The following is a 17079-nucleotide window of genomic DNA, read 5'->3' as shown; positions in this document are numbered from 1 at the left end:
GTGTCCGAGCTTGACGTGCAAATGCAAACAATTATCAAATGCCGGCTTCGCCCGCTGGAGGCCGGATGTCGAGGATACTTGGCCTGCCGCCTCCCTGTCCGGGAAAAACCTTAAAGGAAGCTATTCATGCGCCTGAGTACCCGCGTTGCTGCGCTCTGTATCGGACTTCTCGCCAGTCATCATGCGACGGCGGCCGAGTTGCCCCAGCGGTGGGTCAGCGCAGGTGGTGCGGTATCGGAATGGGTCAGCGTGCTGGGGGGAGAGTCGAAGCTGGTCGGGGTCGACACCACCAGCCAGCACCCGCCAGCGCTCAAGGCGTTACCGAGCATTGGCTATCAGCGCCAGCTGTCGGCGGAGGGCATTCTGAGCCTGCGCCCACAGATTCTTGTGGGGACCGAGGAGATGGGGCCACCACCGGTGTTGTCGCAGGTGCGCACTGCGGGGGTGCAGGTCGAATTGTTCTCGGCCCAGCCTGACCTGGCGGCATTGCAGGGTAATTTGCAGCACCTGGGCAAATTGCTGGGTGCTGAGGAGCAGGCGTCCCGGGCGTTCCAGTCCTATCGCTCGCAACTTGACGAGCAACAGCTTCGGGTGACCCAGGCGCAGCTCAGGCAAAAGGCTCCCGGAGTGCTGTTGCTGGTCGGTCATGCCGGTGGCAAACCGTTGATCGCCGGCCAGGGCACGGCCGCAGACTGGATGCTGAAGAAGGCCGGCGGGCACAACCTGGCAACTCATACCGGCTACAAGCCGTTTTCCGTCGAAGCGTTGGCCAGCCTCAATCCGCAGGTGCTGGTGTTCGCCGATCGCGTACTGACAGGTGAAGAGGCCCGCGCGGCGTTGTTCAGGGAAAACCCGATTCTTTCCTCGACCCTTGCCGCCAAGAACGGGCGGGTCATCCAGCTGGATCCGACCTTGCTGGTAGGCGGGCTGGGGCCGCGCTTGCCCGATGCGTTGAGGTCGCTCGCTGACGGCTTCTACCCGGGTATGTCCGCGCAATGACCGTACTGGTCAAACCCCGAACCCTGTTCATCGGCTTGAGCCTGTTGTGCCTGCTGGCTATCTGGTTGTCGTTGGCACTCGGGCCGGTCAGCCTGCCCTTGGTCGATACCTTGCGCGCCGGCTTGCGCATGGTGGGCGTGCCCATTGCGCCTGAGGGCCTGGAGCAGGCTGAATTGATCCTCGGCCAGATTCGCCTGCCCCGAACCCTGCTGGGCCTGGCGGTAGGCGGGGTGTTGGCGCTGTCTGGCGTGGCGATGCAGGGTTTGTTTCGCAACCCGCTGGCCGATCCAGGGCTGGTGGGGGTCTCCAGTGGCGCTGCCTTGGGGGCGGCCATCGCGATTGTCGGCGGCTCGGCATTTGGCGGGCTACCAGAGTCCTTCGGGCCGTATCTGTTATCGCTGTGTGCCTTCCTCGGTGGGCTGGGGGTGACCGCGCTGGTGTATCGACTGGGCCGGCGCAACGGTCAGACAAATGTCGCGACCATGTTGTTGGCCGGTATCGCCCTGACAGCGTTGGCGGGTTCGGCCGTCGGGCTCTTCACTTATATGGCCGATGACGCCACCCTGCGCACTCTGACTTTCTGGAACCTGGGCAGCCTCAATGGCGCCAGTTACTCGCGACTCTGGCCCTTGTTACTGGTCAGTGTCGGCGTGGCGCTATGGTTGCCACGCCGGGCGAGGGCGCTGAACGCGTTATTGTTGGGCGAGTCCGAAGCCGGCCACCTGGGCATCGACGTCGAAAGGCTCAAGCGCGAGCTGGTGTTTTGCACCGCGCTGGGGGTCGGCGCGGCGGTGGCGGCGGCCGGCATGATCGGCTTTGTCGGGTTGGTCGTGCCGCACCTGGTGCGACTGCTGGCCGGTCCCGACCATCGGGTGCTGTTACCGGCTTCGATACTGGCCGGTGCCAGCCTGCTGTTGTTTGCCGATCTGGTCGCCCGCCTGGCCCTGGCGCCGGCCGAGCTGCCGATCGGAATAGTCACCGCGTTCATCGGCGCCCCGTTCTTTCTATTTCTACTGGTCCGGAGGCGCGTGTGATGCTGCGTACGCAGAATCTGCAAATCCGCAGGGGCACCAAGGCGGTGCTGACGGACATCACGCTTGAGCTCAAGCCTGGAGAGGTGCTCGGCGTGCTGGGCCCCAACGGTGCCGGCAAAAGTACTTTGCTGGGGGCGTTGTGCGGTGAATTGAAGGCTGATCACGGCAGCGTCTGGCTCGATGAGCTGGAGTTGAGCCAGTGCACGGGTGTCCAGCGAGCCCAGCGACTGGCCGTATTGCCGCAAGTCTCGACGCTGGACTTCGCCTTCCGTGTCGAGGAAGTTGTCGGTATGGGCCGTTTGCCTTATCAAACCGGTCGAGTGCGCGATGACGAAATCGTCACTGCCGCCTTGCAGGCCGCTGACGCCGGTCACTTGAGCGGCCGCAGCTACCTGGCACTGTCGGGTGGCGAACGCCAGCGGGTGCATCTGGCCAGGGTGCTGGCGCAGTTGTGGCCGGGGCAGGCAGGACAGACGTTGTTACTCGATGAGCCGACCTCAATGCTCGATCCGCTGCACCAGCACACCACGTTGCAAGCCGTGCGCGAATTTGCCAACCGGGGCGCGGCAGTGCTGGTGATCCTGCATGACCTGAACCTGGCCGCGCGCTATTGTGATCGCCTGTTGCTGCTCGAAGGCGGCCGGCAGGTGGCGCTGGATACGCCCGAGCAGGTATTGCGCCCGGAGCCGCTGAAGGCAGTGTTCGGGCTCGAAGTGCTGGTGCAGCCTCATCCGGAGCGTGGACATCCGCTGATCATTGCTCGTTGAATCTGTCATAGGAGCGTAAACATGCGCGCAGTCTTGATTCTGGTGGTGCTCCTGCTGGGGGCCTGTACGCATGTTTCCGCGCCGCCACCTGCTCCACCTCCGCCGCCTCCTGTGGCCGGGGAGATTCGTGACCTGCGCACTGGCCAGGTGTTGACGGCAGAGCAACTGCTGGCGGCGCTGGCCAGGCCATCGCGGCTGATCGTGGGCGAGCAACACGACAATCGTGATCACCACGCCTTGCAGTTGTGGTTGCTGCAAGCCTTGGGTGAGCAACGAACCCAAGGCAGCCTGCTGCTCGAAATGCTCACCCCGGACCAACAACCGCATGTCGATCAGGTTCGCCAGGCCTCCAAGCCCCCGGCGGATTTGCGCGATGCATTGGCCTGGCAGGAAGGTTGGGACTGGGCGCTGTACGGGCCCATCATTCAGTTTGCCCTGACCCAGCCGTATCCCTTGCTTGCCGCAAATCTGGACCCGCTGGAAGTCCGTGCGGCGTATACCCACCCGGCGATGCCAAGCGGTTCTCGGTCCAGCGCAGAGGCCGTAAAGGATGAACTGCTCAAGCAAGTCCGCGACTCCCATTGCGGCCTGCTGCCCAAGTCGCAACTGCCCGCGATGCTGGCGGTCCAGCAACAACGGGACCGACGCATGGCCGAACGCCTGCTCGCAGCGCCGGAGCCTGCCTTGCTGTTCGCTGGCGCTTTTCATGCGCGCAAGGATGTCGGCGTGCCAATCCATCTGATGGATCTGGGGGCGCAGGAGGGAGCGACGGTGTTGATGCTGGCTCAGCAGGGCAGTGAGGTCACGGTGGGGATGGCGGATTATGTCTGGTATACGCCGAAGGTGAAGGCGCCGGATTATTGTAAGCAGATGCGCAAGCAGCTCGGGAAAACCCGCAAAAAATGAAAGGCCGGGCATGTTTCAGCGGGCAAAAAAAGACCCGGCAAGAGCCGGGTCAAATAACCGTGATTAGCCTGATGAGGAGATATCTGAGAGTCCGAACCAAGGGCTGTTCAAATATCGACCAGTCTCGCGACCAGTTGTGATAATCATAGCGATTCTCATTACCATGTCAACAGCTGATTGATCGTTAATTTGTAATTGCCCTGAAAGCCACGTAGTCAGAGGCTTCCAGGCCGGGCAGCGGGCAATTCAGTTCTTGTGCCGTGAAGAGATGGCCTCCAGTTGCTTGTTCAGTGCTTCCTTTCGCTCCGCAGGAATATCGTTCCAGTGCACGTCCATCAGCGCACCTTCGATCGCATACAACAACACCTTGGACGCTCGAAACCCGCGCGTGCGCACGGCGCGATAGGCATCCACCGCCCCGAGGCGACGCAAGTCCGAGGCGCTGTGAATGCCCACGGCATGCAACCACTGCGCTGACGTCTTGCCAAGATTCTTCAGGTGTTGCAGTTCATCATTCATCAAGCCTCCTTGCGACGGCCGAATGGGAGCGTGGGCAAGCTTCTCAGGAGTGTAGCCATCAGCAGGAAAAGCGTGATTGTTTGGTCGGTTTCAGGGCAAAAGCTTCTAAGCGGTCCTGATGCAGGACCGGGCAGTTGGCCTTTTGCGCGGGCAGGCGTAAGCAGTCCAGCGCAGAGCGGGGGGCGCCGGACGGGCGTTCATGCGCGATTTCAGCGGGTGCGATAGCGCAGGCGCGTACCGAAATTCATCGACATCAGGATTTCATCTGCACTCAGTTCGGGCGGAAAGTAAGCGCCCGAGATCTGGGCGTGAGCCAGGCTCGCACCTTCCATGGAGGATTTGCGAAAGTCGATGCCGCGCAAGTCGGCGGAGCGGAAGTAGGCGTCGGTGAAATCCACGCCATCGGCATTCAGTTCGCGCAGGTCCAGGCCGCGAAAGTCGCCTCCGACCATGTCTATGACGCCCTCGACTGGGCGTTCGCTGTTGAAGCCTGTGATGTCGTCCTTGTGCAGCAAGGCATAGAGCGGAGTGTCGAGGAGTTTGGGCTGGCTCATGTCACATCACCTGTTGGATTTATGACGCCAGTATAGTGCCACTATCGGGCGCCCGTGAGTTCGGCGAAGACCTCACGGACGAAATGCCCCTTACAAGCCTGGCAAGCGCTGGCGAATCTGCGCTACCACGGTATCCAGTGTGCCGCTTTCATTGGTCTGGACGCGTTTGCTGCACAGAATCTCCGCTGGCGTCAGCGGCTCTCGGTTGGCCTGCTGGGCTTCGATAACGGCCAGGGTTGCGTCGGATGGGTCAGTGTTATCCGCCTGGCGCAGGGCCAGCCAGGTCTCGATGACAGCTTGCGGCGCGTTGCAGTCCAGGATGAGGAAGGGCGCACCGGTAGCTTCGGCGATTTGGGCTGCACCGTCGCGTTGCTCGTGCTTGAGGTAAGTGGCGTCGACCACGACCGGGAAGCCGGCACGCAGGATGATCCCGGCAATTTCATGCAGACGGGCGTAGGTCGCGGCACTGGCTTCAGCGCTGTAAATGCCGGCCTGTGGCTCATTTGCAACGGTCTGCTCACCGAACAGGCGTTTGCGCTCTACGTCGGAGCGCAGGCGGATGGCGCCCAGTGCTTCTACCAGGCGCATGGCTACTCGACTTTTACCTACCGCGGAAACTCCATGGGTGATAGCCATGAAGCGAGACGGGATGGTGCTGTAGCTTTCCGCCAGGTTGGCGTAGTTGCGGTATTGGCGCAGGGCGGTCGCACGTTGCACGGGGTCGGCGGCGGCCGGCATGCTGAACAGGGTGACCTTGGCCCGAACCAGGGCGCGGTAGGCCTTGTAGAAGTTCAGCAGCTCCAGGCCCTGGTAGTCACCGGTCAGTTCCAGGTACTGGCTGATGAAACGGCGCGCCAGGCTCTTCAGTCCACGATCTTCCAGGTCCATAGCCAGGAAGCCGGTGTCGGCATAGACGTCGGTGAAGCGGAACGGCTCATTAAATTCAATGCAGTCGAAGATCACGACCTTGCCGTCGATCAGCGTGGCGTTGCCCAGGTGGATATCACCGTGGCACTCGCGAGTGAAGCCGTCGGCCTTGCGCTGGGCCATCAACGGTTTGAGGCGTTCGAAGCTGCTTTCGGCCCAGGCTTGCAGCGCGTCCAGTTGCAGGAGGTCGGTCTTGTCGCTGAGGAACGGGCGGATTTGCTCAAAGTTCTGGCTCACCGGTGCCATCACGGCGTCCGGTGTACCGGCTTCATGTTCGGCCGGGACTTTAGGCGCCGCGAGGTGGAATTGCGCGATCTGCGCGGCCATCTCGTCGATGTGCGCGGTGGTCAATTCACCATTGGCTTGCAAGGTGCTGAGCAGATTACTTTGCGGGAATTGACGCATTTTCAGCGCGAACTCGATCACCTGCCCGTCGCCACCCCATTGCGGCGCTTCGGCGCTGCCGGTAATGGGCAACACTTCAAGATACAAATCATTGGTCAAACGCTGGTTAAGGCGCAGCTCTTCGCCGCAGAAGTGCTCGCGAGCGTCCAGGCTGGTGAAGTCAAGGAAGCCGAAATTCACCGGTTTTTTCACTTTGTAAGCAAAAGGGCCGGTAAGCAGGACCCAGGAAATGTGGGTCTCGATGACCTGGAACCCGTCTACGGGATGCGGGTAGAGGGCCGGGTTTTGCAGGGCAGCGATCAGGGACTGGCTCACAGGCGATCCTTCAGAGTCTGGGAAAATTCACGGTCGCCATTATGGCCGCAAGTCCGCTCGACGCAAACCTCGGAGGCCTCCTGTTGAGTATGAATAAAGTGCGTATAATCCGCCGCCATGACTCGTACTCGATCCCCCCGCACTCCAAAAAAACCACCTTCCAGGGGCCTGCGCCCGTGGCTGGGCTGGGCCCTTAAACTCAGTCTGGTCGGCCTCGTGGTGCTCGCCGGATTTGCGGTTTACCTTGATGCAATTGTCCAGGAGAAGTTCTCCGGCAAGCGCTGGACCATTCCGGCCAAGGTCTACGCGCGCCCGCTCGAGCTGTTCACCGGGCAGAAGCTGAGCAAGGAAGACTTCCTCACCGAGCTCGACGCCCTGGGCTACCGGCGCGAGAGCGTGAGCAATGGTCCTGGCGCTGCGGCGGTCAACGGTAACACCGTCGACTTGAATACCCGAGGCTTCCAGTTCTATGAAGGTATGGAGAAAGCCCAGCCCGTGCGCGTGCGTTTCTCCGGCGATTACGTGGCGGAACTGTCGGCCACCAATGGCTCGAAGCTTTCGGTGGTGCGCCTGGAGCCGCTGCTGATCGGCGGGATTTACCCGAAGAATCTCGAAGACCGCATCCTGATAAAAATCGATCAGGTTCCGCCGTATCTGCTGGAAACCCTGGTCGCCGTGGAAGACCGGGACTTCTATACCCACTGGGGTGTGTCACCCAAGTCGATTGCCCGTGCCGTCTGGGTCAACACGTCCGGCGGCAAAATGACCCAGGGCGGCAGTACGCTGACGCAACAATTGGTCAAGAACTTCTACCTGACCAGCGAACGCAGCCTGACCCGCAAACTCACCGAAGCCATGATGGCGATGTTGCTGGAGTTGCATTACGACAAGCGCGAAATTCTTGAGGCTTACCTCAATGAAGTGTTCGTCGGCCAGGACGGCCAGCGTGCGGTGCACGGTTTTGGACTGGCCAGCCAGTTCTTCTTCGGCCAGCCTCTGTCCGAGCTGAAACTGCATCAGGTGGCCTTGCTGGTGGGCATGGTCAAGGGCCCTTCCTACTACAATCCGCGTCGTAACCCCGAACGCGCCCTGGAGCGCCGCAACCTGGTGCTGGATGTCCTTCAGGAGCAGGGTGTCGCCACTGCAGAGCAGGTCGCCGCCGCGAAGAAATTGCCACTGGGTGTGACTACCCGCGGGAAACTCGCCGACAGCTCGTTCCCCGGCTTCCTCGATCTGGTCAAGCGTCAGCTGCGCCAGGACTATCGCGACGAGGATTTGACCGAAGAAGGCCTGCGGATTTTCACCAGCTTTGATCCGATCCTGCAGATGAAAGCCGAAGCGTCGGTCAATGACACGTTCAAACGTCTGTCCGGGCGCAAGGGCTCCGATGAGGTTGAAGCGGCGATGGTCGTGACCAATCCGGAAACCGGCGAAGTCCAGGCCATGATCGGCAGCCGCCAGGCCAGTTTTGCCGGATTCAACCGCGCGCTGGATGCGGTTCGACCGATCGGCTCGCTGATCAAACCGGCTGTTTATCTGACGGCCCTGGAAAAGCCAAGCCAGTACACCCTCACCAGTTGGCTGTCGGACGACTCCTTCTCGGTGAAGGGCGCGGACGGCCAGGTCTGGAAACCGCAGAACTACGATCGCCGCTCCCATGGCACGGTATTCCTTTATCAAGGCCTGGCGCATTCCTACAACCTGTCGACCGCTCGCCTGGGCTTGGCGGTGGGCGTGCCGAACGTGCTCAAGACGCTTGCACGACTGGGTGTGAGTCGCGAGTTTCCTGCATTCCCGTCGATGTTGCTGGGGGCCGGAGGCTTGACCCCGATCGAAGTGGCAACCATGTACCAGACCCTCGCCAACGGCGGGTTCAATACACCGATGCGCGGCATTCGCAGTGTGCTCACCGCCGAAGGCGAGCCACTCAAGCGTTATCCGTTCCAGATCGAGCAGCGTTTCGACCCGGCTTCCATTTATCTGGTCCAGAGCGCCATGCAGCGGGTCATGCGTGAAGGTACCGGCAGTTCGGTTTATAACGTGTTGCCCAAGACCCTGACCCTGGCCGGCAAGACCGGTACCAGTAACGATTCGCGAGACAGCTGGTTCGCCGGCTTCAGCCAGGACTTGCTGGCCGTGGTGTGGTTGGGGCGCGATGACAACGGCAAGACGCCGTTCACCGGCGCCACCGGCGCGTTGCAGGTCTGGACCAGTTTCATGCGCAAGGCCGACCCGTTGCCGCTGGACATGCCGCAACCAGACAACATTGTTCAGGCCTGGGTTGATTCACGCACGGGTCAGGGTTCTGATGCGGGTTGTCCTGGTGCCGTACAGATGCCGTATATTCGCGGCAGCGAACCGCCTCCCGGCCCCGCTTGCGGTGGCGAAAGCCCTGCTTCGGGCGAAACGGTGATGGATTGGGTCAAGGGCTGGATGAACTAAGCAAAGAGGGTTTCAAGTGAACAAGTGGTTGATTCCAGCGGTTACCGCCGTGGCTTTGCTCAGCGGTTGCTCCACCGTACAACGCGGGTCCATTCCGGTGGTGGATTCCGGCAGCGCCGTTTCGAACAGCGAACGTGTGCAGGCCAATGGCGGTTTCCGGCAGACGACGGTCAAGCGTCCGGTACAGGCGCAGGCCCAGGCGATACCGCAAGGTGATACTGGGGTGGTGGTGATGATCCCAGGCGGTGGTGCGGTGGCTTCAGCGCCTATCAGCACTTCGCCGATCACGCCGGGCCCGATCACGCCAGGTCCAATCGATACGGCGCCCGTGCAGTCGGCGCCGGTCAACCAGGGCAGCTACAGCATGCCGGCGACTCCGAGCGGAATTCCGTCAGCCAGTACCGGCGGTGGCTTGTCGGCCGATGAGCAACTGGACGGTCCAGTGCTGGCGCTGTTGACCACGGCCCAGCAGCAACAGGCGGGCGGTGACCTCAATGGCGCGTCGTCGAGCCTTGAGCGTGCCCAACGGGTGGCGCCGCGTGAGCCGCAGGTGCTTTATCGCCTGGCCCAGGTGCGCATGGCCCAAGGTGATGCAGCACAGGCTGAGCAGTTCGCCCGCCGGGGCCTGACCATGGCCAATGGCCGACCGGACCTGCAGGCCAGCCTGTGGGGGCTGATCGCCCAGGCGCGTGAGAAGCAGGGTGATTCCGCGGGCGCTGCGCTGGCCCGTCAGAAGGCCAAGGTCACGCTGTGATGGACGCACGCTTTCCGAAGATCGCCGAGCAACTGCTGTTGATCGAGCGCGAACTGCGAGTGCAGGGATGGTGGGACGACGTCTCGCCCTCCACTGAGGCGCTTTCCAGCGTTGAGCCTTTCTCGGTCGATACGCTGGATTTCGAACAGTGGCTGCAATGGATTTTCCTGCCGCGGATGAAAATGATCCTCGAACAGGATCTCCCGTTGCCCAATGCGTCGGGAATCCAGGAAATGGCCGAAATGGTGTTCGCCGCGCGCAATGTGCAGGGCAAGGATCGGCAATTGCAGGTGCTGCTCAAGGAGTTTGACCTGCTGATCACGGCTGCCCGCTAGCGCCGGATCCGATGTCGGAGCTGTCGAGTGCAACGAGGCTGCGATCTCTTGATCTTGTTGTTCTGGGGTAAAGGTCAAAAGATCGCAGCCTCTGCTTCGCTCGGCAGCTCCTACGCAGGGTTCTATTGGCAGTTATCCCCAATCTGTTTCTGTGTTTCGCTGATGCGCTCCTGACGCTGTTGCTCGTTCAGGCGGCGCATCTCACCGTCGACTTCCTCCCGTAATCTTGGATTGTTCTGTAGCTGGGCCAGGTTCGTGCGGGCCTGTTGGCAGAACGCCTGCAACTGCGCCTGCTGCTCGGCCACCTGTGCCTTCACCGATTTGTCGATCGCCTGCTGGTCGCCAATCGCATGGCTGCGTGGCGGTGGTACCGGCTTGGCCGGGGCCGGTGCCGGAGTGAGCACCGTCGTCGCCTCCTGACCTTGAGGAGGCTGGGCGTCGAAATGAGTCACGCCTTGGGCGTCGACCCACTTGTAGATTTGCCCCGCCAGACACCAAGGGCTGATCAGTAGACCGACCATCAATAAAGTTCGCATGCCATTTCCTTGCCATGAGTTGCGCAATTGAAGCTAACACAGTTGCGGTTTAGCGGTTTTTTCTTGCTTTCTCATGCGCTTACTTCAATAAAGCACATAGACGGCTTGACTTGGAGGGGACGAAACAGAAGAATCCAAAGTCCGCTGTAGAGGGACTGCCAGAAGCAGACCCACTCGGCAGATCATGAGGCGCATACCCGCGCCGACCTGCTACACCCGCAACGCGTTACCTCGCGCTGGGTGGGAAAGCCCCGCAACACTTGGGACGATCCCAATACTTGCTCAGTCAGTGCTGACGTAGTCGGCGACCACCGTCGCTCATGCTCTGCTGAGAAGTAAACCTATTAAGACCCGTCCTTTTGCATGTGGACGGTATTCTGGCGTTTTAGAGGTGAACAACGTGGAGCTTTTATCTGGCGGTGAGATGCTCGTCCGCTTTTTGCGTGACGAAGGCGTCAAGTACATCTACGGGTACCCGGGTGGTGCTCTTCTTCATGTCTACGATGCCCTGTTCAAAGAACCGGAAGTGACCCACATCCTGGTTCGCCACGAGCAGGCTGCGACCCATATGGCTGACGGCTATGCCCGTGCCACCGGCAAAGCCGGCGTGGTACTGGTCACTTCCGGGCCGGGCGCAACCAACGCCATTACCGGTATTGCCACGGCCTACATGGACTCCATTCCGATGGTGGTCATTTCCGGCCAGGTGCCTAGCACCATGGTAGGCACCGACGCGTTCCAGGAAACCGACATGATCGGTATCTCCCGGCCGATCGTGAAGCACAGCTTCATGATCAAGCACGCGTCGGAAATTCCGGAAGTGATGAAGAAGGCGTTCTACCTGGCGCAATCCGGTCGTCCTGGTCCGGTCGTTGTCGATATCCCCAAAGACATGACCAACCCGGCCGAGAAGTTCGAATACATTTTCCCGAAGAAAGCCAAGCTGCGTTCCTACAGCCCGGCCGTTCGCGGTCACTCCGGGCAAATCCGCAAGGCTGCAGAAATGCTCCTGGCGGCCAAGCGGCCAGTGATGTACGCCGGCGGCGGCGTGATCCTCGGTGGTGGCTCTGCGCCGCTTACCGAGCTGGCGAAAATGCTCAACCTGCCAGTGACCAATACCCTGATGGGCCTGGGTGCCTACCCTGGCACCGATCGCCAGTTCATCGGCATGCTCGGCATGCACGGCAGCTACACCGCCAACCTGGCGATGCACCACGCCGATGTGATCCTGGCAGTCGGTGCACGTTTTGATGACCGTGTGATCAACGGCCCGGCGAAGTTTTGCCCGAACGCCAAGATCATCCACATCGACATCGACCCGGCTTCGATCTCCAAGACCATCAAGGCCGATGTACCCATCGTTGGTCCGGTGGAAAGCGTCCTGACCGAAATGGTCGCGATCCTCAAGGAAATCGGCGAGACCCCGAACAAGGAGTCCGTTGCCAGCTGGTGGAAGCAAGTTGATGAGTGGCGCGGTGATCGTGGCCTGTTCCCTTACGACAAGGGCGACGGCGGCGTCATCAAGCCGCAGACCGTGATCGAAACCCTGTGCGAAGTCACCAAGGGCGATGCCTTTGTTGCCTCGGACGTAGGGCAGCACCAGATGTTCGCCGCTCAGTACTACACGTTCAACAAGCCCAATCGCTGGATCAACTCCGGTGGCCTGGGCACCATGGGCTTCGGTTTCCCGGCGGCCATGGGCATCAAGTTGAGCTTCCCGGATGCCGACGTCGTCTGCGTGACGGGCGAGGGCAGCATCCAGATGAACATCCAGGAGCTGTCGACCTGCCTGCAGTATGGCCTGCCAGTGAAGATCGTGATCCTGAACAACGGTGTTCTGGGTATGGTTCGCCAGTGGCAAGACATGAGCTACGGCAGCCGTCACTCGCATTCCTATATGGAATCGTTGCCTGATTTCGTCAAGTTGGCGGAGGCCTACGGTCACGTCGGCGTGCGCATCACCGAATCGAAAGATTTGAAGACGAAGATGGCAGAAGCGTTCGCCATGAAGGATCGCCTGGTCATCATCGATGTTTCGGTAGACACCAGCGAGCACGTCTACCCGATGCAGATCAAAGACGGCTCCATGCGCGATATGTGGCTGAGCAAGACGGAGCGTACTTAATCATGCGGCATATTATTTCCTTGCTTCTGGAAAACGAACCGGGTGCTCTTTCTCGTGTAGTTGGCCTGTTCTCGCAGCGCAACTACAACATCGAAAGCCTGACTGTGGCACCGACCGAAGACCCGACCCTGTCGCGCCTGACGTTGACCACCGTTGGTCATGACGAAGTGATCGAGCAGATCACCAAGAACCTGAACAAGTTGATCGAAGTGGTCAAACTGGTCGACCTGTCGGAGAGTGCTCACATCGAGCGCGAACTGATGCTGGTCAAGGTCAAGGCCACTGGCGCCCAGCGCGCCGAGATCAAACGCACCACCGATATTTACCGTGGACAGATCGTCGACGTCAGCGCCAGCGTGTATACCGTTCAGTTGACCGGTACCAGCGACAAGCTCGACAGCTTCATTCAGTCCATCGGCACCGCATCGATCCTGGAAACCGTCCGCAGTGGCGTAACCGGCATCGCTCGCGGCGACAAAGTACTCAGCATTTAAACCAAATTAGTGAATGGCCTGAACGGCCTGGATATATAGGGGAATTTCATGAAAGTTTATTACGAAAAAGACTGCGACCTGTCCATCATCCAGGGCAAGAAAGTTGCCATCATCGGTTACGGTTCCCAGGGTCACGCTCAAGCGTGCAACCTCAAAGACTCCGGCGTTGACGTAACTGTTGGCCTGCGTAAAGGCTCGGCCACTGTTGCCAAGGCTGAAGCTCACGGCTTGAAAGTGACTGACGTTGCTTCCGCTGTTGCAGCTGCCGACCTGGTCATGATCCTGACTCCGGACGAGTTCCAGTCCGCCCTGTACAAGAACGAAATCGAGCCGAACATCAAGAAAGGCGCCACCCTGGCCTTCTCCCACGGCTTCGCGATCCACTACAACCAGGTAGTGCCACGCGCTGACCTCGACGTGATCATGATCGCGCCGAAAGCACCGGGCCACACTGTTCGCTCCGAGTTCGTCAAAGGCGGCGGCATCCCTGACCTGATCGCTATCTACCAGGACGCTTCCGGCAACGCCAAGAACGTTGCACTGTCCTACGCTGCAGGCGTTGGCGGTGGTCGTACCGGCATCATCGAAACCACGTTCAAGGACGAGACCGAAACCGACCTGTTCGGCGAGCAAGCCGTACTGTGTGGCGGTACGGTTGAACTGGTTAAAGCCGGTTTCGAAACCCTGGTTGAAGCTGGCTACGCGCCGGAAATGGCCTACTTCGAATGCCTGCACGAACTGAAGCTGATCGTTGACCTCATGTACGAAGGCGGTATCGCCAACATGAACTACTCGATCTCCAACAACGCTGAATACGGCGAGTACGTGACCGGCCCGGAAGTGATCAACGCCGAATCCCGTCAGGCCATGCGCAACGCCCTGAAACGTATTCAGGACGGCGAGTACGCCAAGATGTTCATCAGCGAAGGCGCTACCGGCTATCCTTCGATGACCGCCAAGCGTCGCAACAACGCCGCTCACGGCATCGAAATCATCGGCGAGCAACTGCGCTCCATGATGCCTTGGATCGGTGCCAACAAGATCGTCGACAAAGCCAAGAACTAAGTCGCGCACTTGTACGGAAAACGCGGCCTAGGCCGCGTTTTTTCGTTTGGGCGGCCGGTTCTGGTATAAAGCTGCATCGTTTGCGGGCGAACCCTCGTCCCAGACGCCTGTCGAAATTTCTCCACCCTGTTGCAAGGTAATGTCCATGAGCGAACGTCCCGAAGAGCCAAACCAGGCTTCTGACGCCGAAAGCCTGCTGCCCATCGATGAACACATCGAAGAAGGGCATGACGCTGAAGGTCGTAAAGTCCGGCATCGTGGTATCTATCTTCTGCCGAATCTATTCACCACCGCGAATCTCTTCGCGGGGTTCTATTCCATCATCAACTCGATGAGCGCCCAGGCGGCAGCGAGCGCCGGTGACTCGGTCGGCGCAAGCAAATACTTTGCTTTCGCCGCCATTGCGATCTTTGTCGCCATGGTGCTGGACGGTCTCGACGGCCGCGTGGCCCGCATGACCAATACCCAAAGTGCCTTCGGTGCCGAATACGATTCGCTGTCGGACATGGTCGCCTTCGGCGTTGCCCCGGCGCTGTTGGCGTTCGGCTGGGCCCTGGGTGACATGGGCAAGGTCGGCTGGATGGTTGCCTTCATCTATGTGGCGGGCGCGGCGCTGCGACTGGCGCGCTTCAACACTCAAGTGGGCACCGCAGACAAGCGCTACTTTATCGGGCTTGCCAGTCCGGCAGCGGCGGGTGTGGTTGCCGGTATCGTCTGGGCGTTCAGTGACTACGGCATCCAGGGCTCCAGGATGTCTTTCCTGGTGGCGCTGATGGTTGCCGCCGCGGGTATGCTGATGGTCAGCAACATCAAGTACAACAGCTTCAAGGAGCTGGACCTGAAAGGGCGGGTGCCGTTCGTGGCAATCCTGGCCGTGGTGCTGGTGTTCGCAGTGGTATTCAGTGATCCGCCGCGTATTCTGTTACTGGTGTTCCTTGCTTACGCAGCCTCTGGTCCGGTGCAATATCTATTAAGACTTCGCCGGAACAAAAACGCCTGATATCCCTCATACTCCGCAGTCTAATTTGGTGCATCTGTCCTCCAAAACTGCGGAGTAGCCATGCTGATCAAGATCCCCCAGGCGTCTGACTGCCATGAGTCGGACGTCACGCCTCAATCCCTGTATTTATCTCGACGTAACGTCCTTGGCGCTGCCGTTGCCGGATTGGCCGTTGGCAGCCTGCCGCGTTGGGTCAGCGCCGAAGAGGCGTCCCGCTACGCCGACGTCGAGCCTGGCAAGGCGCCTTCCTGGTTCTCCGAGAAACTTCCCGCTACGCGTTGGGGTGCGGTGACAGTCAAGGATGAGGCGATCACGCCATTCAAGGATGCGACCCACTACAACAACTTTTATGAGTTCGGCACCGAAAAAGGCGACCCCGCGGCGAACGCGGGCGCGCTGAAGACCGAACCCTGGAGTGTGGTTGTAGACGGGGAGGTGGGTAAGCCGGGGCGGTACGCGCTGGAAGACTTCATGAAGCCCTATCAGCTGGAAGAGCGCATTTACCGCCTGCGTTGTGTGGAAGCCTGGTCGATGGTCATTCCCTGGCTTGGCTTTCCCCTCTCGGCATTGCTCAAACAGGTGGAGCCGAGCGCCAGTGCCAGGTACATCCGCTTCGAAACCTTGCAGGACCCCAAGACCATGCCCGGACAGCGTTCCGGTTTCGCCTTGATCGACTGGCCCTATGTCGAAGGTTTGCGCCTGGATGAGGCGATGAATCCGCTGGCGATTCTTGCGGTGGGCATGTACGGGCGCGAGTTGCCCAACCAGAACGGTGCGCCGCTGCGGTTGGTGGTGCCCTGGAAGTATGGCTTCAAGAGCATCAAGTCCATTGTGCGGATCAGCCTGGTCAGCGAGCAGCCCAAGACGACCTGGCAGAGTCTTGCCGCAGATGAATATGGCTTTTACGCGAACGTGAATCCAACGGTCGATCACCCACGCTGGACCCAGGCCCGCGAGCGGCGCCTGCCCAGTGGCCTGTTCAAGCCGAACGTGCGGGACACCCAGATGTTCAACGGCTACTCGGAAGAAGTCGCTTCTCTATATACAGGGCTCGATTTGCGGAAGAACTACTGATGCGTTTCCCGTACTGGCGAATCGGCGTGTTCATCGCCGCCGCCGTCTGGCCGGTCTTGTGGTTGTACCAGGCCTGGGCAGATGTGCTTGGGCCTGATCCCGGTAAGGTGCTGGTTGATCGCCTGGGGCTGGGTACCCTCATACTGCTGCTGGTCACGCTGGCGATGACGCCACTGCAGAGACTCAGCGGTTGGGCGGGGTGGATCGCCGTGCGCCGCCAGCTCGGATTATGGTGTTTTGCCTATGTGGTCCTGCATCTGTGCGGGTATATGGCATTTATCCTTGGGTTTGACTGGTCGCAGCTGGGTGTCGAGTTGCGCAAGCGGCCTTACATCATTGTCGGGGCCCTGGCATTTCTCTGCCTGCTCGCAATGGCCGTGACGTCGAACCGATACAGCCAGCGCCGATTAGGCGCTCGCTGGAAGAAGCTGCATCGATTGGCTTATGTGGTGCTCGGGCTTGGTTTGCTGCATATGTTGTGGATTGTGCGTGCTGATCTTGAAGAGTGGGCCATCTACGCATCTATAGGAGGGCTGCTTTTGGTAATGCGGCTGCCTGTTGTGTCCCGTCGAATACCGCGGTTATGGGCTAAAAAGGCCTCTTCTGCCAGGAAGGCGTAATTAGGCCTTGACGGCAGATTTCAGATGTCTATAATTCGCCCCACTTCCGGCGCAGTCGAAACGGAAAACTCCTTGGTAAACAATGAGTTACGCAGTTTTGACGGTCAGCTGCTTCAGGTCATCGAAGCGCAAAAGAAGTTGAAAAAGAGGTGTTGACAGCAGCGTGTAACGCTGTAGAATTCGCCTCCCGCTAACGAGAGATCGAAAG

At 60.1% G+C, this 17079-nt stretch carries 17 protein-coding genes; 13 read left to right on the top strand and 4 right to left on the bottom strand.

Annotated elements, in window-relative coordinates:
- The first annotated feature begins 126 nt into the window (after window positions 1-126).
- Genes EQV97_RS19645 through EQV97_RS19630 form a run of 4 tightly spaced genes read left to right on the top strand, consistent with a single transcriptional unit; the run spans window position 127 to window position 3706 of the window.
- A complete protein-coding gene (locus EQV97_RS19645; RefSeq protein WP_240889584.1) occupies window positions 127-999 on the top strand; it encodes an ABC transporter substrate-binding protein in 873 nt (290 codons plus the stop codon).
- A 50-nt stretch (window positions 1000-1049) separates the two neighbouring features.
- Window positions 1050-2033: an iron chelate uptake ABC transporter family permease subunit gene (locus EQV97_RS19640; RefSeq protein WP_240889730.1), complete on the top strand. Its 984-nt coding sequence runs from the start codon at window positions 1050-1052 to the stop codon at window positions 2031-2033.
- The gene (locus EQV97_RS19635) at window positions 2033-2800 is read left to right on the top strand and encodes a heme ABC transporter ATP-binding protein (protein ID WP_122839045.1); all 768 of its coding nucleotides are present in this window, start codon (window positions 2033-2035) and stop codon (window positions 2798-2800) included. Before EQV97_RS19640 ends, EQV97_RS19635 begins: the two co-directional genes overlap by 1 nt.
- A 21-nt stretch (window positions 2801-2821) precedes the next feature.
- On the top strand, window positions 2822-3706 hold the full coding sequence (locus EQV97_RS19630; RefSeq protein WP_201147310.1) for a ChaN family lipoprotein: 885 nt from the start codon (window positions 2822-2824) through the stop codon (window positions 3704-3706).
- 246 nt (window positions 3707-3952) lie between these two features.
- On the opposite strand, the gene EQV97_RS19625 is transcribed toward EQV97_RS19630, so the two are convergent.
- The 3 genes from EQV97_RS19625 to EQV97_RS19615 form a co-directional block, all read right to left on the bottom strand.
- Window positions 3953-4225, bottom strand: a complete 273-nt coding sequence (locus EQV97_RS19625; RefSeq protein WP_007971093.1) for a TfoX/Sxy family protein — start codon at window positions 4223-4225, stop codon at window positions 3953-3955.
- 209 nt (window positions 4226-4434) lie between these two features.
- Complete coding sequence (locus tag EQV97_RS19620; protein WP_122839047.1) at window positions 4435-4779, bottom strand: pentapeptide repeat-containing protein; 345 nt, start codon at window positions 4777-4779, stop codon at window positions 4435-4437.
- Between the two features lie 90 nt (window positions 4780-4869).
- Window positions 4870-6426 (bottom strand): bifunctional aminoglycoside phosphotransferase/ATP-binding protein, encoded by a 1557-nt coding sequence (locus EQV97_RS19615; protein WP_225569575.1) that lies wholly within the window; start codon window positions 6424-6426, stop codon window positions 4870-4872.
- A 117-nt stretch (window positions 6427-6543) separates the two neighbouring features.
- Here EQV97_RS19615 and mrcB point away from each other — a divergent pair, with 117 nt between their 5' ends.
- The 3 genes from mrcB to EQV97_RS19600 are packed head-to-tail and all read left to right on the top strand — an operon-like array spanning window position 6544 to window position 9957.
- Entirely contained in the window at window positions 6544-8868 is a 2325-nt protein-coding gene (gene mrcB / locus EQV97_RS19610; protein ID WP_122839049.1) for a penicillin-binding protein 1B, read from the top strand.
- 16 nt (window positions 8869-8884) lie between these two features.
- Window positions 8885-9622, top strand: coding sequence for a hypothetical protein (locus EQV97_RS19605; protein WP_122839050.1), 738 nt, complete (start codon window positions 8885-8887; stop codon window positions 9620-9622).
- Window positions 9622-9957, top strand: coding sequence for a YqcC family protein (locus tag EQV97_RS19600; RefSeq protein WP_045059413.1), 336 nt, complete (start codon window positions 9622-9624; stop codon window positions 9955-9957). Before EQV97_RS19605 ends, EQV97_RS19600 begins: the two co-directional genes overlap by 1 nt.
- Window positions 9958-10079: 122 nt before the next feature.
- Here the strand turns inward: EQV97_RS19600 and EQV97_RS19595 are convergent, their stop codons facing one another.
- Window positions 10080-10493: a DUF4124 domain-containing protein gene (locus tag EQV97_RS19595; RefSeq protein ID WP_225569573.1), complete on the bottom strand. Its 414-nt coding sequence runs from the start codon at window positions 10491-10493 to the stop codon at window positions 10080-10082.
- Window positions 10494-10893: 400 nt separating this feature from the next.
- Here EQV97_RS19595 and EQV97_RS19590 point away from each other — a divergent pair, with 400 nt between their 5' ends.
- The 6 genes from EQV97_RS19590 to msrQ all read left to right on the top strand — a co-directional run bounded on the left by EQV97_RS19590 (window position 10894) and on the right by msrQ (window position 16871).
- Complete coding sequence (locus tag EQV97_RS19590; protein ID WP_045059421.1) at window positions 10894-12618, top strand: acetolactate synthase 3 large subunit; 1725 nt, start codon at window positions 10894-10896, stop codon at window positions 12616-12618.
- 2 nt (window positions 12619-12620) lie between these two features.
- Entirely contained in the window at window positions 12621-13112 is a 492-nt protein-coding gene (gene ilvN / locus EQV97_RS19585; protein WP_003176102.1) for an acetolactate synthase small subunit, read from the top strand.
- 48 nt (window positions 13113-13160) lie between these two features.
- The gene (gene ilvC / locus EQV97_RS19580; protein WP_007948647.1) at window positions 13161-14177 is read left to right on the top strand and encodes a ketol-acid reductoisomerase; all 1017 of its coding nucleotides are present in this window, start codon (window positions 13161-13163) and stop codon (window positions 14175-14177) included.
- Window positions 14178-14322: 145 nt separating this feature from the next.
- A complete protein-coding gene (gene pssA, locus EQV97_RS19575; protein WP_045059415.1) occupies window positions 14323-15177 on the top strand; it encodes a CDP-diacylglycerol--serine O-phosphatidyltransferase in 855 nt (284 codons plus the stop codon).
- Between the two features lie 60 nt (window positions 15178-15237).
- Complete coding sequence (gene msrP / locus EQV97_RS19570) at window positions 15238-16251, top strand: protein-methionine-sulfoxide reductase catalytic subunit MsrP (RefSeq protein WP_122839052.1); 1014 nt, start codon at window positions 15238-15240, stop codon at window positions 16249-16251.
- Window positions 16251-16871, top strand: coding sequence for a protein-methionine-sulfoxide reductase heme-binding subunit MsrQ (gene msrQ / locus EQV97_RS19565; protein WP_122839053.1), 621 nt, complete (start codon window positions 16251-16253; stop codon window positions 16869-16871). Before msrP ends, msrQ begins: the two co-directional genes overlap by 1 nt.
- Window positions 16872-17079 lie beyond the last annotated feature (208 nt).

Source organism: Pseudomonas sp. TMW22090, assembly GCF_022496665.1.
Taxonomy (GTDB): domain Bacteria; phylum Pseudomonadota; class Gammaproteobacteria; order Pseudomonadales; family Pseudomonadaceae; genus Aquipseudomonas; species Aquipseudomonas gregormendelii.
Note: the sequence above shows the minus strand (reverse complement) of the source record. Positions and strands in the feature narration are given on the sequence as shown.

What these genes read in the sequence shown, in the direction of transcription:
- EQV97_RS19620 (WP_122839047.1), bottom strand. Translation starts at nt 4,779, where the DNA reads ATGAGCCAGCCCAAACTCCTCGACACTCCGCTCTATGCCTTGCTGCAC.
- EQV97_RS19630 (WP_201147310.1), top strand. Translation starts at nt 2,822, where the DNA reads ATGCGCGCAGTCTTGATTCTGGTGGTGCTCCTGCTGGGGGCCTGTACG.
- EQV97_RS19595 (WP_225569573.1), bottom strand. Translation starts at nt 10,493, where the DNA reads ATGCGAACTTTATTGATGGTCGGTCTACTGATCAGCCCTTGGTGTCTG.
- EQV97_RS19645 (WP_240889584.1), top strand. Translation starts at nt 127, where the DNA reads ATGCGCCTGAGTACCCGCGTTGCTGCGCTCTGTATCGGACTTCTCGCC.
- ilvN (WP_003176102.1), top strand. Translation starts at nt 12,621, where the DNA reads ATGCGGCATATTATTTCCTTGCTTCTGGAAAACGAACCGGGTGCTCTT.
- ilvC (WP_007948647.1), top strand. Translation starts at nt 13,161, where the DNA reads ATGAAAGTTTATTACGAAAAAGACTGCGACCTGTCCATCATCCAGGGC.
- EQV97_RS19625 (WP_007971093.1), bottom strand. Translation starts at nt 4,225, where the DNA reads ATGAATGATGAACTGCAACACCTGAAGAATCTTGGCAAGACGTCAGCG.
- msrQ (WP_122839053.1), top strand. Translation starts at nt 16,251, where the DNA reads ATGCGTTTCCCGTACTGGCGAATCGGCGTGTTCATCGCCGCCGCCGTC.
- pssA (WP_045059415.1), top strand. Translation starts at nt 14,323, where the DNA reads ATGAGCGAACGTCCCGAAGAGCCAAACCAGGCTTCTGACGCCGAAAGC.
- msrP (WP_122839052.1), top strand. Translation starts at nt 15,238, where the DNA reads ATGCTGATCAAGATCCCCCAGGCGTCTGACTGCCATGAGTCGGACGTC.
- EQV97_RS19600 (WP_045059413.1), top strand. Translation starts at nt 9,622, where the DNA reads ATGGACGCACGCTTTCCGAAGATCGCCGAGCAACTGCTGTTGATCGAG.
- mrcB (WP_122839049.1), top strand. Translation starts at nt 6,544, where the DNA reads ATGACTCGTACTCGATCCCCCCGCACTCCAAAAAAACCACCTTCCAGG.
- EQV97_RS19635 (WP_122839045.1), top strand. Translation starts at nt 2,033, where the DNA reads ATGCTGCGTACGCAGAATCTGCAAATCCGCAGGGGCACCAAGGCGGTG.